Origin of the sequence: Ammonifex thiophilus (assembly GCF_003368535.1) — a bacterium.
Lineage (GTDB): Bacteria > Bacillota > Desulfotomaculia > Desulfotomaculales > Ammonificaceae > Ammonifex > Ammonifex thiophilus.
The window spans coordinates 22,613-36,985 of record NZ_QSLN01000006.1; the positions used below are offsets into that span (position 1 = coordinate 22,613).

The following is a 14,373-nucleotide window of genomic DNA, read 5'->3' on the forward strand; positions in this document are numbered from 1 at the left end:
CCCCCTAAGGCTGGAAGACGTTGGGCCGCCCCAGATTCCACTTCCCCACTTCTTCTAAGATTAACCTGGACTTGGGCGTCTTGTCCATATAAAGAACGGCCGCGAACTCCCCCCGCACGGTGCCCGGCACCTGTCCCTGCATCAGCTTGAAAGTGCGGATCTCCACCAGATTCCGCACCGCCCCCGTTTCCAGGCCCTCTATGAAACTCAGCACATCGGGGTAGCTACCCTCCACCCCGATCTGCAAAGGAAGAGCCAGGAGATACTCTTTCTCCAGCACTTGACCCGGCTCGAAACTCACCACCTTGACCTTCTTGGCCGCCGCCTGCAGCCCCAGAAGAATAACATCCGCTCCCTGCCGGGCATCCAAAGTAAGGTAACCCATCAGCGGGTCGCGCTTAAGCTCCTCCAGCCGTTTCTCGTCCATGGGGCGCATGACCTGTAGCTGCCGGTACCGGTTCAGCTCCTTCTGCACCTGGTCGAGATTCTCCCGCGCCTGGACGTAAGCGCGCCACTGAGGCAGGAAGAAAAGGAAGACCAGAACCAAAACCCCCGCACCACCCGCCAAGGCCCAGAACAGGAGCCGCCTCTTATTACCTCCTGTCACCTGCTCACCCCCTTGGCAAGCTCCGCCTCTATCAGGAAGGTGTTGCGCCCTTTGTCGTCCGTCCCCACCTTAACCAGGTGAACTTTGCCGAAGTAGCCCGATTCCCAGAGTTTGCGCTCAAAGACCCCGATGGCGGCAAAAGAGTTGGCCACCCCCTGGATGCTAACCATCGAGCCCTGGGGCGGGATACCCGCTTTGGAGGCAGGTGGCTTCCCGGCCGTTTCTCCCTTCCCTCCGGCGGGCAACACCTCCAGCTGGGTGAGGGTAACCTCCTGGGGACAAACGTTCCCGATGCCTTGGAGGATGATATGCCAGTTCTTGCGCCCCTGCACTATGGTGCTAAACTCCTTGAGGGTATTTTCCAACCGCACCCGCTCGTTGTGGACGGCTTCGGCCGCCTGCAGCTGCACCTTCAGCCGGCTGAGCTCCTGATTCGAGCGGGAAAGCTCGGCCCTGGTGAGAAGAAAGTTGGCCAGGAACCCACCATAGCCCAGCACGATGATCCCTCCCCCCAGAACCGCACCGGCCAGCTTCAGCAGCCGCCGCTTGTCGATCATCCCCTCAACTTGAAGGTGCGGGGGCAAAAGGTTGACCTTGTAGTTCACACCACCACCTCCCTGAGGGCCAGGCCCAGGGCCACGGCGTAGGCCGGGTCATAAGGAGCGGAGAACCTTAAAGAAGGCGTGTCCACCGTCACCGGTAAGCCGAGCATTCCCTCTAAAAAAACCGGAAGGGGTCGAAATTTGGCGCCCCCTCCGCTCAAGATGACCCTTTTGACCGCCACTCCTTCTTGCGTGCTGCAGAACTCCAACGATCGCTTGATTTCTCTCCCTACCTCCAGAAGTCCGCCCCGAAAGGCTTCCGCCGCCGAGGGGTCTTCGATGGTAGCCGCTGCCTCCAGCTTCATGCGCTCGGCTTCTTCGAAAGGCACCCCGTAGTGCTCCGAAGCCGAGCGGGTGAAGAGGTCTCCCCCGGCGGAGAGGGTGCGCAGGAAAACGATCTGCCCATTCCGGGCCACCACTATTTGGGTAACGCGGGCCCCGATGTCCACCAGGGCGACTCCTCCCTCGCGCAGCTGGGGCCGGAAGAGGCGGTGCAGGGCGAAGGCGGGGTGATCGAGCACCCCCAGCACCAGGCCCGCCCGCCGGAAGAGCTCGTGGAACCGGTAGACTAGAGGAGCCGGGACGGCCAGGATGAGGCACTTTCTCCCCTCACCCCCTGCCTTGTCTTCCAGCCACACGGAGCGTATGATGAGCTCCTCCACCGGGGTGGGGAGGAAGCGCTCCACCTCCAGGCGCACCGCCTGCTCCCGCTCCCGGTCGCTCATGGGGGGCAGCCTGAGGATGCGGCTCACCACCTTGTCCCCCGGCAGGCAGGAGATGACCTCTTTTACCCCGGGGGCGAGCTCGCGCAGCACCTCCACCAGCTTTTCTTCATCGAACACATCCCCCCACACACCCGGCGGGCTGGGCAGGCGGCTGAGACGGATCACCTCCGGCCGGCCGCCGGCGAGCTCCACCTCGGCCAGCTTGGTTTCCGCCGTCCCCACATCTATGCCCACGAAGCGGGTCTTGCGGGGGAGGATTTTGCTAAGCCAGCCCAAACACGGCACCTCCTTTGCGCTACTCAACTTCCCAGGAATCGAGGCGGTAGCCCCCCATGGGCGTGGCGGGCGGGATGGAGGCGCGGGCATAATTCACGTTGATGATCCCTTCGATGGTCACTGGCCCCCCGGCCGCCACCCAGTCGAGGTCGGTGGTGTCAATCCCCGTGCACTTAAAGGTGAAGCTGCCGGTGGCCAGGGCGGAAAGGCGCCCCCCCAAAGCCACGTCCGAGGTGTATTTGATGTCCCCGTTGACGGCGAAGAGGCCGAAGTCGTTTTTCACGGCGTGGGTATCCACTTTTACCCCGAACAGATTAAATATGCCGCAGTCGAGAGTGATGCTGTCGGCCACGATGGTCGCCGGCTGGGAGGACTTCACTTGGAGAACGGCCAGAGGCTGTCCAAGAAACTCGACAAAGGTAACCGTGGCCTTTCCTTTGTACTTGCTCTGGTAAGAGTTGATCACGTCTTGTTTCCAGGCATCGTACGCAGCCTTGAAAGCCTGATTAAAGTCCAGCGGGCCGTTCACCACCGCCAGGAAGCTATTGTGGTTGGGATCGGTCAAATCCAGCTCCGCTCCGTTGACCCAGACGGTGACCACGGCGCCGCCGGTCAAGGGATCAGGAGCCTCTATCACAGAGTAATCCCATTTGATGCCCTTCTGCGGGTCCTTGAACCAGTCGAGGGCGCTGTTGAAGTAGTACCCCCGGCTCCGGGCCTCCTGCTCCACCTGGCTGTACCAGACCGTCCCCTTCCCCACTTTAGGAAAAGAGGGTAGCGGAAAACCGGGTATGCTCTGGCAGTTTTCGTGAATACGCTGGGGATCGATAAGGCCGAGCCAGGAACTCCAGTAGGGCAATTTCACCTTTCCCCCGGCGTAGATGTCGCCCTTCCAGGTACAAAGGCTCCCGAGCCGAGTCAAGCCGGTGAGATCCACATCCTTGCCGGCCTTGATCTCGCCCGAACCTGCAGTTAGGCCGGCGCTCAGCACCACGTTCCCCCCGGCGTAGATCCCGCCGGTGAAGTCCTGTATGCCCCCGCTTACAGAAATGTCTCCCTGCCGGGCCAGAAAGGAGCCCCTGGTCACGGTGATCACCCCCTTCATTGCCACCGACCGGTCCGACTTGACCCCCGGGCCGCCGTAGGAGAGGAAAGGGTCGGGCAGAAGCTCCACCTTGGCCTTTACGGTGCGGCGGGCCTGGGCCTGGCCGGGCCTGGGATTCTCCGGGTACACGCCGGTGGAGGTGATGTAGGCGAAGATGCCCTCCGCGCTTTTGGGATCGTTGGGATCTCTTTTCTCTTTTTTGATTTCGACCTCAACCTTCTCGATCTTCCCGCCGCCGAAGGGGGTGTTCTGGTAATAGGGGCCGGAAGCGGGCAGGGCCAGGGGGTAAGGCTTGTTGCTCTGGCGGAACTGGGTCAGCACCTTCTCCACCCCGGCCTCGGCGATGTAGTAGGCCTTCTCCCGGGCTTCCTCCAGGGTGACCAGGCGGTTCTGCTGCAGGGCGGCCGCCACCGCCGCCGTCCCGGCGATGAAGAGCACCGTGGACAGAATCAGCACCAGGGCCAGGGCTTGTCCCCGCTCGTCGCGCCAGCCTCTCATCCTTGCTCACCTACCTTCACGCACGCCTGGGTGGAGAGGGTGAGCTCCCCCGAGTGCAGGTACTCACCCGTTAAGACCACGCTCACCGCTTTACCCTCGACCCTGAAGACCGCTTCCTTGACCACCGGCGCGGTGATGGGCTGGCCGTCCTCCTTGAGCTCGCGGGAGCCGGGATCGAAAACGTAGGTGCGAGCGGTGCCGTCAGGCATGGTCACCTTGATGCTCTTAAAGCCCTTGGCCGGGGCCTTGGGGTCGACGGGGTCCACCGCCACCACCTCCTTGGCCCCCCGCACCCTTAGAGTGATGCGGTCGAGGGCCGAGCGCAGGTTGGCCTCCACCTCCTGCCGCTGGAGCTCCTGCCAGTAGCTGCGGTAGCCGGCCGAAACAAGGTAAAAAAGGGCCACAGAAAGCATGGAGAAGACGGTCAGCGCCACCAGCACCTCCAGCAGGGTGAAGCCCTTCTCTTCTCTGAGCCACCTCATGTTCCCTTCCACCTCTCGCAGGTGAGCTGCACTTCCCGCTCCCCCCAGGGAGTGCGGTACTTGACCACCACCTTCACTTCCTCCAGGCCCGCCGGGGAGGAAGGCGTGGCGGTCACCGCCACCTTCTCAACGTCCCCGAGCTCGCTCCCCAGCCGGAAGACCAGGTAGCGGGAGGAGGTGTCGGGAGTGGAGCTCCAGGATGGGGCCACATAGGCGGTGCGGGAGGAGCCCACGTAGCTCTGAATCTTCCTCACCTGCCCCTGCCCCGCTCCCTCGACGACGGCGAGGCAAAAGCCTTTGTAGGCGTCGTCCCGGTCATCGGCCTTGTTTTCCAGCACGATGTAGTCCGAGCCCGCGCCCCGCACCTGGCCCTCCCACTCCACCGGGCTGGCCTTTACCGCCTCCATCACCGCCCGCGCCAGGCACAGGGCCTCCTGCTTGCCGGAGCCGGCGGCGGAGGCCATGCGCCCGGAGAGGAAGAGGCTGAAAAGCCCCAAAGACAGGACGGCGAAGAGGCAGAGGGCCACCACTACTTCCAGAAGCGACATGCCGCGCTCGTCCACGGCCATCAGTCCTTCTCGCCGGTTTATTGGTCGGGGAGGGAGAGGGAGCTCCCCCTCCCTCCCCGAGGGAAAGTTACTTCTTCACCACTGTAATTTCGCTCTTCCCATTATTGCCGGTAGCCTTTACGACAACCTTCGTACCACCGGTTGTTGCAAGGGTGTAATTATCATCGCCACTTGTTGTATACTTGTAATCACCGCCCCAGGGATCTTTGACCGAGATGTCCACCCCTGCCGTGTCAAGATCATTTCCGCTCGGATACTTTCCGTACTGCGCGTAGTAAGCGTCAAGCGCTCCAGCTGCAGTAGTTAAAAAGCTCTCAGCCTTTGTGATCCTAGCCTTCTCGACATATCCCAAGTAGAGCCAGATACCTCCAGCGATGAGCACGGCGATGACGATCAGGACCACCATCATTTCCACCATGGTGAAGCCCCGCTCGTCCCGCCCCTTACCGCGAAGGGAGCGGCAAAGCTTGTAAAAAGACACTTTTATCAACCTCCTTCAGACAAATTTGCTTGGAGTTCGCGCTTCTCCCTGCGAACCGGATAGCGCAACCATCCGGAGAGACTCCTTACCACCCCCCTTCACATCCCCGGCGCCTGGGCCGACAAAGCCCCCGGCAGGCTGAAGAGCGGCAGGTAGATGGAGAGGGCGATCAATCCCACCAGCACCCCCACCCCGATGATGAGGAAGGGCTCTACCAGGGTGGAGAAGCGGTTCACCGTGCCTTCCACCTCCCGCTCGAAGAAGTCCCCCAGCTTGGCCAAAAGCCCGTCGAGATTCCCCGACTCCTCCCCCACCGCCACCATGCTCACCGCCAGGGGCGGGAAGAAGGTGCCCCGGGCCATCAGGACGGAGAGCCGCTCGCCCCGCCTCACTCCCTCCTCCATGGCCGCCACCTCCTTCACCGCCGGGGAAAGCCCCAGGACCCGCCCGGCGACGGCCAGGCCCTGCAGGAGGGGAACGCCGGTGGCCAGCAAGGTGGAGAGAGTGGAGGCGAAGCGGGCCACCGCGCTCTTCCGCAGAAGCCCTCCCACCACCGGCAGGCGCAAGAGGAACCGGTCCCACCGCTCCTTGCCCTTTGGGGTGCGCAGGTAATAGCGCAGGCCGACCACCCCGCCGACCAGGGCCAGCAGGAAGAGGTACCAGTAGTGGATGAGGCCGTAGCTCAACCCCATCACGATGCGGGTGGGAAGGGGCAGAGGAACGTTCATCTGCCGGAAGATGTCGGCGAAGATGGGGACGATGAGCACCAGGAGGGCCACGGCCACCACCACCGCTATCCCCGCCACCAGCAGGGGGTAGGAGGTGGCGGTCTTCAACTTGTCGGTGAGGTCCGCCTGCCGCTCAAAATATCCAGCCAGGCGCCCCAGCGCCTTATCCAGAGTGCCGGAAGCCTCGCCCACGGCCACCATACTCAAGAAGATCTCCGGCAAAATATCCCGGTGGTGGTCGAAAGCTTCCGCCAGGCCCCGCCCCTTCTGCACCTCCGCCACCACTTGCTCCAGGCACTCTCTCAGCCGCCGGTTCTCCGTCTGCCGCACCAGCACCCGCAAAGCAGGGAGGAGGGGCACCCCCGCGTCCAGCAGGGTGGCGAACTGGCGCGCCAGCACGGCCATGTCCCGGCTCTTCACCTTCAGCCGCAAGAGCGCCCCCAGATCGAGCTTGTACTCCCTCAGGGGCCTGAGCTCCACGGGGAAGAGCTGGCGCTCGCGCAGCACGGCCGCAGCGGCGCTTGTGCTCTCCGCCTCCACCTGCCCCTTGACCAGCCGGCCGGAAAGGTCGCGCGCCCGGTAGTAAAACTTCTGCGGCATCCTTTCACACCCCCACCAGTCTCTGAAGTAGCTCCGGGTCGCGGGCCCGGTTTAAAAGCTCCTCGCGGGAAATCAGCCCCTGGCGGTAGAGAGAAGCCAGGGCTGCGTCCATGGTCTGCATTCCCCAGCGTCCCCCGGTCTGCAGGTGGGAAGTTATCTGGTAGGTCTTCCCCTCCCGGATGAGGTTGCGGATGGCGGGAGTGGCCACCATGATCTCCAGGGCCAGCACCCTCCCCTTCCCGTCGGCGCGGGGCAGCAAAAGCTGCGAGATCACCCCCTCGATCACGTTGGCCAGCTGCACCCTTATCTGCTGCTGCTGGCCGGGAGGGAAGACGTCCACGATCCGGTCCACCGTCTCCGCCGCCGAGACGGTGTGCAAGGTGGCCAGCACCAGGTGTCCCGTCTCCGCCGCCGTTATGGCCGTGGCGATGGTCTCCAGGTCCCGCATCTCCCCCACCATGATCACGTCCGGGTCCTCCCTCAAAGCCGCCCGGAGGGCCCGGGCGAAAGACTTGGTGTCCTGGCCCACCTCCCGCTGGTTGACGATGCTCTTCTCGTGCCGGTGCAGGTACTCGATGGGGTCCTCCAGGGTGATGATGTGCAACCGCTTCTCCCGGTTGATGAGGTTGATCATGGCGGCCAAAGTGGTGGACTTGCCCGAACCGGTGGGGCCGGTCACCAGCACCAGGCCCGCCGGGCGCCGCGCCAAATAGGCCACCACCTCGGGCAGCCCCAGCTCCTGGAAGGTGGGGATGCGGGAGCTGAGGATACGGAGAGCCAAAGCCACGCTCCCCCGCTGTTTGAAGATGTTGGCCCGCACCCGCGCCACCCCGGGAAAGCCGAAGGAGAAGTCTATCTCCCCCTCCTGCTCGAAGCGGGCGAACTGCTGGGGGGTCATGACCTCCTGGGCCAGCCGGAGGGTGTCCTCCGGCGTGAGGGGGCGGGTGAACTCCTCCTTCACCCCCAGCCCCTCGCGCAGGCAAGGGTCGTCAAGGGGGTAAAGTACGCCGTTTATGCGGAAAACGGGCGGCTTACCTGCGGTGAAATGGACGTCGGAAGCCTCGAACCTCACGGCCAGCTCGACCAACTCGGCCAGGCGCATTTAATCTCCCTCCTGATAAAGCACCCGCATGACCTCGGCCACAGAAGTGATGCCCTGCAGAACCTTGCTCACCGCGTCCTCCTTGAGCGAGATCATTCCCTCCTGCAGAGCCGCCCGGCGCAGCTCTTCGGCAGGAGCCTTACTCAAGACCAGGCGTTGAAGACGAGGAGAAACCCGCAGCACCTCGTGCACCGCCACCCGGCCGCGGTAGCCGGTGTAGCGGCAGTAATCGCACCCGCGCCCCCGGTAGACGGGACCGTTGAGCTTCTCTTTGCCCAGAAAGGCCATCTCCGGCTCGGAAGGCTCGTGAGGCTCGCGGCAGCGAGGACAAATGGTGCGCACCAGGCGCTGCGCCACCACCCCCAGGACTGAAGAGGCCACCATGAAGGGCTCCACTCCCATGTCCAGAAGGCGGGTAAGCGCTCCGGGGGCGTCGTTGGTGTGCAAGGTGGAAAGGACCAGGTGGCCGGTGGTGGCCGCCTGCACGGCGATCTCCGCCGTCTCCAGATCCCGGATTTCCCCCACCATGATGATGTCCGGGTCCTGCCGCAAGATGGAACGGAGGTAGGTGGCGAACGTTGCCCCCGCCTTGACATTCACCTGCGCCTGGTTTATCCCCTCCAGCACGTACTCCACCGGGTCTTCCACGGTGATGATGTTTTTCTCCACGCTGTTGAGATAGGAAAGGGCCGCGTAAAGAGTGGTAGTCTTGCCCGAGCCGGTGGGGCCGGTGAGCAGGACCATGCCGTAGGAGCTGTGGAGGAAGCTCTTAAAAACGGCCAGATTCTGAGGCGAGAAGCCCAGGTTTTCTAGGGTGAAACTCTTGAGCTGCTCCTTATCGAGCAGCCTTATCACCACCTTTTCCCCGAAGATAGTGGGGAAGGTGGAAACCCGGAGGTCCAGCTCCTTTCCTCCCGCCCGCGTGAGAATGCGCCCGTCCTGGGGCAGGCGGCGCTCGGCGATGTCCATATTGGCCATGATCTTGATGCGGGCCACTAAGGGAGGGGCCATGCGGCGGGGAAGGCGCATCACCTCGTGCAGGACGCCGTCTACCCGGTAACGCACTCGCACCTCGTTTTCAAAGGGCTCTATGTGAATGTCGCTGGCCTGCTCGTCCACCGCCCCGGAAATCAGGGAGTTGACCAACTGCACAATAGGAGCCCGGTCCACCAAAGCTTCCTCTATCTCCGTCTCTTCGGCCGAAACCCCGAGCTCTTCCAGAGCCCTTTCCACCTCGGGCAGGCCGTAGTGGCGGTTGATGAGGGCCCTTATCTCCCTCTCTTCGGCCCTCACCGGTTCAACTTCCAGGCCGGTGAGCAAGCGCAGGTCGTCGATGGTGGTGATGTCCAGCGGGTTGGCCATGAGGAGGAAAAGCCGGTTTCCCTCTTTCTTCAAGGGGAAAACCTTGCGGTTACGGGCCAACTCTTCGGGCACAAGGCTTAAAAGCTCGGGGGGAACCCGCAACTCCCTGGTGACAGAAGGGCTTATTCCCAGCGCCCGGTTGAGATCCTCCTCGCTTATCGCGCCCATGCGCACCAGCACCTGGCCCAAGAGTTCCCCCGTGCGGGCCTGGATCTTTAAGGCTTCCTCCAACTGCTCCCGCGTTATGAGGCCCTCTTCTAAGAGCCTCTCGCCCAGGCGCTTTCTTCTTTTTTCCAACACCAAATGCAAAAACCTCCTGCCCACCAGGGCCGTTTACTACATTCTTTTCATCTTTTCCTCGGCTGGATAGTATTTCGCTGTAAGTTCCCTTTCTCCTTCCATCGGCCCAGAACTTTCCTCGCCGAAGAGGATAGCGGAGGTAAAAAACAAAGCAAATTTTCTCGAAAAAAACAAAGCCCCTTCCGGCCGGGCGGAACCCGGCACCCGAAGGGGTTACGAAAACAGCTTTGCCGCTCCACTCCTGAAAGACCATACTTAATCTTAGCAGTTCGTGATCTTAGCAGTTCGCGCCCCCAGCGGCATTTAGCTCCCGCAAGGACAGGTTGCTCTCAATACAGGAAAGATCCACAATCCTACTAGCTCGGTCTACGTCGATCCCGACCAGGTTTCCCTCCTCATCGAAATCCAGCACCACCCCGGGAGCGACTTCCTGGGAGTCCGCTGCAGGCTTTTCCGAAAGTTCTATATAAAGCGAGTCGGTCTCCGGGTAGTAGAAGAGCTTCATTTCCTTTTCTTCCCTCCTTTAAATCCGCGGTCAGGAAAGGCGTATCGCGGGAGACGGCTTTTCGGAGCTCGAAGGTCGTGAAAGAGGACGAACCGTTGCCGGAAGCCCTGTAAAAACAGATGGTGCCGGGGGCGGGACTTGAACCCGCACGGGGGCAGGCCCCATCGGATTTTGAGTCCGACGCGTCTGCCAATTCCGCCACCCCGGCACTTTGTGGTGGGCGATGGAGGGTTCGAACCTCCGACCCCCTGCTTGTAAGGCAGGTGCTCTCCCTCTGAGCTAATCGCCCGCAAAACAAAAAAGCTTTTCTGGTGGGCCCGCCAGGATTCGAACCTGGAACCAACGGATTATGAGTCCGCTGCTCTGACCGTTGAGCTACGGGCCCCAGTTGCTATTATACAGAAAGTTAGATCGGCCGTCAACCAGCGTGAACGGCCGATCTACTTCATTCAAGATAATCCTTAAGCTTCTTTGAGCGGCTGGGATGCCTCAGTTTTCGCAAAGTTTTGGCCTCTATCTGACGGATGCGTTCCCGAGTGACGCCAAACTTCTGGCCCACTTCCTCCAGGGTGCGGGCGCGGCCGTCGTCCAGACCGAAGCGTAGCCGCAACACCTTCTGCTCCCTGGGAGTGAGGCTTTGCAGCACCTCGTTGAGCTGCTCCCGGAGCAGGGCATAGGAAGCCTCTTCTGCCGGAGCCTGTGCCTCCTGGTCCTCAATGAAGTCCCCCAGGTGCGAGTCCTCTTCCTCGCCTATGGGCGTCTCCAGGCTCACCGGCTCCTGGGCCACCTTCATGATCTCCCGCACCTTTTCAGGACTGATACCCATCTTCTCAGCAATCTCTTCCGGAGTGGGCTCGCGCCCCAGCTCCTGCACCAGCTGCCGCGAGACGCGCACCAGCTTGTTGATGGTCTCCACCATGTGCACCGGTATGCGGATGGTGCGGGCCTGATCGGCGATAGCCCGGGTTATGGCCTGCCGGATCCACCAGGTGGCGTAGGTCGAGAACTTGTATCCTTTGCGCCAGTCGAACTTCTCCACCGCTTTGATGAGCCCCAGGTTGCCCTCCTGGATGAGGTCGAGGAAGAGCATTCCTCGGCCCACGTACCGCTTGGCGATGGAGACCACCAGCCGCAGGTTGGCCTCGATGAGCCGCCGCTTTGCCTCCTCGTCTCCCTGCTCCATGCGCTTAGCCAGCTCTATCTCCTCTTCGGGGGTGAGAAGGGGGATGCGCCCGATCTCCTTAAGGTACATGCGCACGGGGTCGTCGATCTCTACCCCTTCCGGAATGCCGAGCTCCGCTTCCTCTTCGCCCCCGAGCCTTTCCTCTTTGAGCTCTCCCTCTCCAAGATCCTGCGCCTCGGGCACCACGTCTATCCCCTCCGCTGCCAGGCGCTCGTATATCTCATCTATCTGCTCGGGCGTGAGATCCATGCCCTGCAGATCGTCCATTATCTCCGCGTAAGTGAGCACTCCCGTTTTCCGGCCCTTCTCGATGAGCTGCTCGATCTCATTCTGGTACTCCTGCCGCTCGGCTCGGTTCTCCTTCCCGCTCATTTCCTCTTTCCCCTCCCTTCCGCTCGAGATTTACCAGAGCCTGGAGTTCCTCTAGGCAACGCCTGACTTCCTCCTCGTCTCCTTTAGCCTCGGCCAGGCCGAGCTTCCCGGCCAGCTGCTTGCGCTTTCTCCTGATCAGGTTGGTCTTCAGAAAGCGAAGGCAATCCTCCCACGGTGGACTTTCTTCCTCCTCTACCAAAACTCCTGCTGTCGCATCTAAAGCCTCTTCCGGTAGACGGCCGGCCAAGGCGGTGGGCGATGGGTCCTCTCCCGCTGCCAGCGCCCCTCTAAGGGCCGAGTACACTGCCCGGCAGGGAGGGTGGGTGAAGAGCTCTTCCCCGCCCGCCTCCTCCACCTCCGCCAGGATCTCGGGCTGGCGGAACAGAGCCCGCAAGAGTCCCTTTTCCGCAGCGAAGCAGGCGCGGGACTCAAGGGCTTCGTGCTTATTTTTAGCACTTTTGTCGCTTTTTAGCCGAGTGGTAACCTTTTCTTCCCCGGTGAAGCGCACAAGCTCGTCGCGCACGACTTCCCAGCCGAGACCAGTTATGCGGCTGACCAGGCGTATGCCTTCTTCCCGCTCGGGCAAGGTGCGCAAGCAGGCCAGGTTGGGAAGGAGGGCCCGCAGTGCCCTGAGCTTATCTCGAGCTGTCACCAGGCCCCCAGCCGCGAGTTTCTTGCCCTTATACTCGAGGAGGGGCAGGGCGGAGGCCAAGCTGGCTTCCCAGGCCGCTGGGCCCGACGTGCGCAGGAACTCGTCCGGGTCCTTTCCCCGAGGTAGCTCCACCACCAGGACCTCCAGCCCCGCCTGCTGCAGGATGTCAAGCCCCCGCCAGGTGGCCGCCTCCCCGGCGGTGTCGCTGTCGTAGGCGATGTACACCTTCCCGGTGTAGCGGGAAAGTAGGCGCACCTGCTCCTGCGTGAGGCTGGTGCCCAAGCTGGCCACCGCGTAGCCGAAGCCGAACTGGTGTAAAGTTATGGCGTCGAGGTAGCCCTCGACTAACACGGCGAAGCCAGCAGCCCTTATAGCATCCTTGGCCTGAGCCAGGGCGTAAAGCTCGTTTTTCTTGTTAAAGAGCGGAGTCTCCGGCGAATTGAGGTACTTGGGCTGGAGGGCCGAGTCCAGCGCCCGCCCGCCGAACCCTACCACCCTACCCTGCGGATCGATGATGGGGAAGACGAGCCTTCCCCGGAAGCGGTCCACCACCCGGCCGGCGGAAGTCTTGACGGCCAGGCCCCACTTCACCGCCGCCTCCTTGCTTATCCCCCTCGCCTGAAGGTAGCGAAGCAGGGCTTCTTCCTCCGGCGGAGCGTAGCCCAGGGAAAAGCGCCGGGCTGTCTCCTCGCTCACCCCTCGCTCCTCCAGGTAGCGCCGTGCCGGCTTCCCCGCCTCCTCCCACAGGGAGGTGATAAAGAATTCCAGGCTTAGGCGGTTGAGCTCCTCGCCCTCCTCCAGCTCCCGGCGGCGGGCCAGCCAGGCGGGGTCTCGGCTCTGCGGGGGGAGACTCAACCCCGCCCGCAGGGCCAGTCGCTCCAGCGCCTCCAAAAAATCTAGTTTTTCCTGGAGCATCAAAAACTTTAAGGCGTCACCGCCCACGCCACAGCCGAAACAGTAAAAAAACTGTTTCTCCGGCGAGACGGTGAAGGAAGGCGTGCGCTCGGCGTGGAAGGGGCAGAGCCCTACGTAATTTCTGCCCTGGCGCTTCAAGCGCACGTACTCGCCTACCAGGGCCACGATGTCGGTGCGGTCCAGCACCTCTTTAACGAATTCCGGCGGCACGTAACCGCGCAAGAGCTGTACCCCTCACTTAAAATACACGCCTTAGGGTATAGAGTTCGCCGCCAAAAAGCTTTTTCCTTCCGCCGGTATCGACGACTTAATATACGGAGAAGCCGCGGGGTAGGCAGAGGTTGGCAAACTGGGTGACGGCGTACCGGTCGGTCATCCCGGCTATGTAGTCCGCCACCACCCGCTCGGTGCCGAACTCCTCTATCCGCCGCTGATATTCCACCGGCAGGTGCTGAGGATGTTTGACGAAATAGTGGAAGAGGTATTGCACTACATGGCGAGCCTTGCCTTCTTCGCGCTTGGCCGCCGAACCCAGGTAAACCCGCTCGAAAAGGAAGGCGCGGAGTCTCTCCATGGCCTCGCGCACCGGCTCGCTCATTCTTATCTCCGGCTTACCAAAACTTTCGCGGATGACGTCCGTCACCATGGTGTTTATGCGCTCGCTATGCCGGTAGCCCAGAACCTCCAGGCAGTCGCGCGGCAGGTCCTCCTGCCTCAGCACCCCTCCCCGTAAAGCATCGTCGATATCGTGATTTATATAGGCTATGCGATCGGCCAGCCGCACTATCTGCCCTTCCAGGGTGACCGGCAGGCAGGGACCGGTGTGGTTGAGTATGCCGTCGCGCACCTCGAAGGTGAGGTTGAGCCCCGTCCCCTTTTCTAGCACGTCCACTACCCGGAGGCTCTGCTCGTTGTGTTTGAAGCCAGGGAAGACCTCGGCCAGCGCCTGCTCCCCTGTATGGCCGAAGGGGGTATGCCCCAGGTCATGCCCTAGGGCTATGGCCTCCGTGAGGTCTTCATTAAGCCGCAAGGCCCGAGCTATGGTCCGGGCAATCTGGGTGACCTCCAAGGTATGGGTCAGCCGGGTACGGTAGTGATCCCCTTCCGGGATGAGGAAGACCTGGGTTTTGTACTTCAGACGGCGGAAGCTCTTGCTGTGGATGATCCGGTCGCGGTCCCGTTGGAACTCCGTCCTCACAGCGCAGGGCTCCTCGGGCGTCTTCCTGCCCCGCGTTTCCCGGCTGCGGCAGGCGTAAGGGGAGAGGATTTTCTCCTCCATTTCTTCCCAGAAGGTGCGCGCGTCAAACAA

14 protein-coding genes and 3 tRNA genes are annotated in these 14,373 nt (G+C 62.2%); all 17 read right to left on the reverse strand.

Going from position 1 to position 14,373, the window contains the following annotated elements; genetic code table 11:
- Positions 1-4: 4 nt before the first annotated feature.
- The 17 genes from pilO to DXX99_RS05805 all read right to left on the reverse strand — a co-directional run bounded on the left by pilO (position 5) and on the right by DXX99_RS05805 (position 14,373).
- Positions 5-607, reverse strand: a complete 603-nt coding sequence (gene pilO / locus DXX99_RS05725) for a type 4a pilus biogenesis protein PilO (RefSeq protein WP_115792546.1) — start codon at positions 605-607, stop codon at positions 5-7.
- Positions 604-1,212, reverse strand: a complete 609-nt coding sequence (locus tag DXX99_RS05730) for a PilN domain-containing protein (protein ID WP_115792547.1) — start codon at positions 1,210-1,212, stop codon at positions 604-606. The genes pilO and DXX99_RS05730 overlap by 4 nt, the downstream gene beginning before the upstream one ends.
- A complete protein-coding gene (pilM, locus tag DXX99_RS05735; protein WP_115792548.1) occupies positions 1,209-2,210 on the reverse strand; it encodes a type IV pilus assembly protein PilM in 1,002 nt (333 codons plus the stop codon). The genes DXX99_RS05730 and pilM overlap by 4 nt, the downstream gene beginning before the upstream one ends.
- A 19-nt stretch (positions 2,211-2,229) precedes the next feature.
- Complete coding sequence (locus DXX99_RS05740; RefSeq protein ID WP_115792549.1) at positions 2,230-3,813, reverse strand: pilus assembly PilX N-terminal domain-containing protein; 1,584 nt, start codon at positions 3,811-3,813, stop codon at positions 2,230-2,232.
- Positions 3,810-4,295 carry a PulJ/GspJ family protein gene (locus DXX99_RS05745; protein ID WP_115792550.1) on the reverse strand — a complete coding sequence of 162 codons (486 nt, stop codon included), beginning with the start codon at positions 4,293-4,295 and terminating at the stop codon, positions 3,810-3,812. The genes DXX99_RS05740 and DXX99_RS05745 overlap by 4 nt, the downstream gene beginning before the upstream one ends.
- On the reverse strand, positions 4,292-4,864 hold the full coding sequence (locus tag DXX99_RS05750) for a type IV pilus modification PilV family protein (protein ID WP_115792551.1): 573 nt from the start codon (positions 4,862-4,864) through the stop codon (positions 4,292-4,294). The genes DXX99_RS05745 and DXX99_RS05750 overlap by 4 nt, the downstream gene beginning before the upstream one ends.
- 67 nt (positions 4,865-4,931) lie before the next feature.
- Positions 4,932-5,345, reverse strand: coding sequence for a type IV pilin protein (locus DXX99_RS05755; RefSeq protein ID WP_115792552.1), 414 nt, complete (start codon positions 5,343-5,345; stop codon positions 4,932-4,934).
- 98 nt (positions 5,346-5,443) lie between these two features.
- Positions 5,444-6,673 carry a type II secretion system F family protein gene (locus DXX99_RS05760; protein WP_115792553.1) on the reverse strand — a complete coding sequence of 410 codons (1,230 nt, stop codon included), beginning with the start codon at positions 6,671-6,673 and terminating at the stop codon, positions 5,444-5,446.
- A gap of 4 nt (positions 6,674-6,677) precedes the next feature.
- Positions 6,678-7,775, reverse strand: coding sequence for a type IV pilus twitching motility protein PilT (locus DXX99_RS05765; RefSeq protein ID WP_115792554.1), 1,098 nt, complete (start codon positions 7,773-7,775; stop codon positions 6,678-6,680).
- A complete protein-coding gene (gene gspE / locus DXX99_RS05770; protein WP_115792604.1) occupies positions 7,776-9,437 on the reverse strand; it encodes a type II secretion system ATPase GspE in 1,662 nt (553 codons plus the stop codon).
- A gap of 277 nt (positions 9,438-9,714) precedes the next feature.
- Positions 9,715-9,942 (reverse strand): DUF2283 domain-containing protein, encoded by a 228-nt coding sequence (locus DXX99_RS05775; RefSeq protein WP_115792555.1) that lies wholly within the window; start codon positions 9,940-9,942, stop codon positions 9,715-9,717.
- A 120-nt stretch (positions 9,943-10,062) separates the two neighbouring features.
- Positions 10,063-10,150 (reverse strand) — tRNA-Leu (locus DXX99_RS05780).
- 6 nt (positions 10,151-10,156) lie between these two features.
- Positions 10,157-10,231, reverse strand: a tRNA-Val gene (locus DXX99_RS05785).
- A 20-nt stretch (positions 10,232-10,251) separates the two neighbouring features.
- Positions 10,252-10,327 (reverse strand) — tRNA-Ile (locus DXX99_RS05790).
- A gap of 60 nt (positions 10,328-10,387) precedes the next feature.
- The gene (gene rpoD, locus DXX99_RS05795; RefSeq protein WP_115792556.1) at positions 10,388-11,497 is read right to left on the reverse strand and encodes an RNA polymerase sigma factor RpoD; all 1,110 of its coding nucleotides are present in this window, start codon (positions 11,495-11,497) and stop codon (positions 10,388-10,390) included.
- The gene (gene dnaG, locus DXX99_RS05800) at positions 11,451-13,286 is read right to left on the reverse strand and encodes a DNA primase (RefSeq protein ID WP_115792557.1); all 1,836 of its coding nucleotides are present in this window, start codon (positions 13,284-13,286) and stop codon (positions 11,451-11,453) included. The genes rpoD and dnaG overlap by 47 nt, the downstream gene beginning before the upstream one ends.
- 85 nt (positions 13,287-13,371) lie before the next feature.
- Positions 13,372-14,373 (reverse strand): deoxyguanosinetriphosphate triphosphohydrolase, encoded by a 1,002-nt coding sequence (locus DXX99_RS05805; protein WP_205664648.1) that lies wholly within the window; start codon positions 14,371-14,373, stop codon positions 13,372-13,374.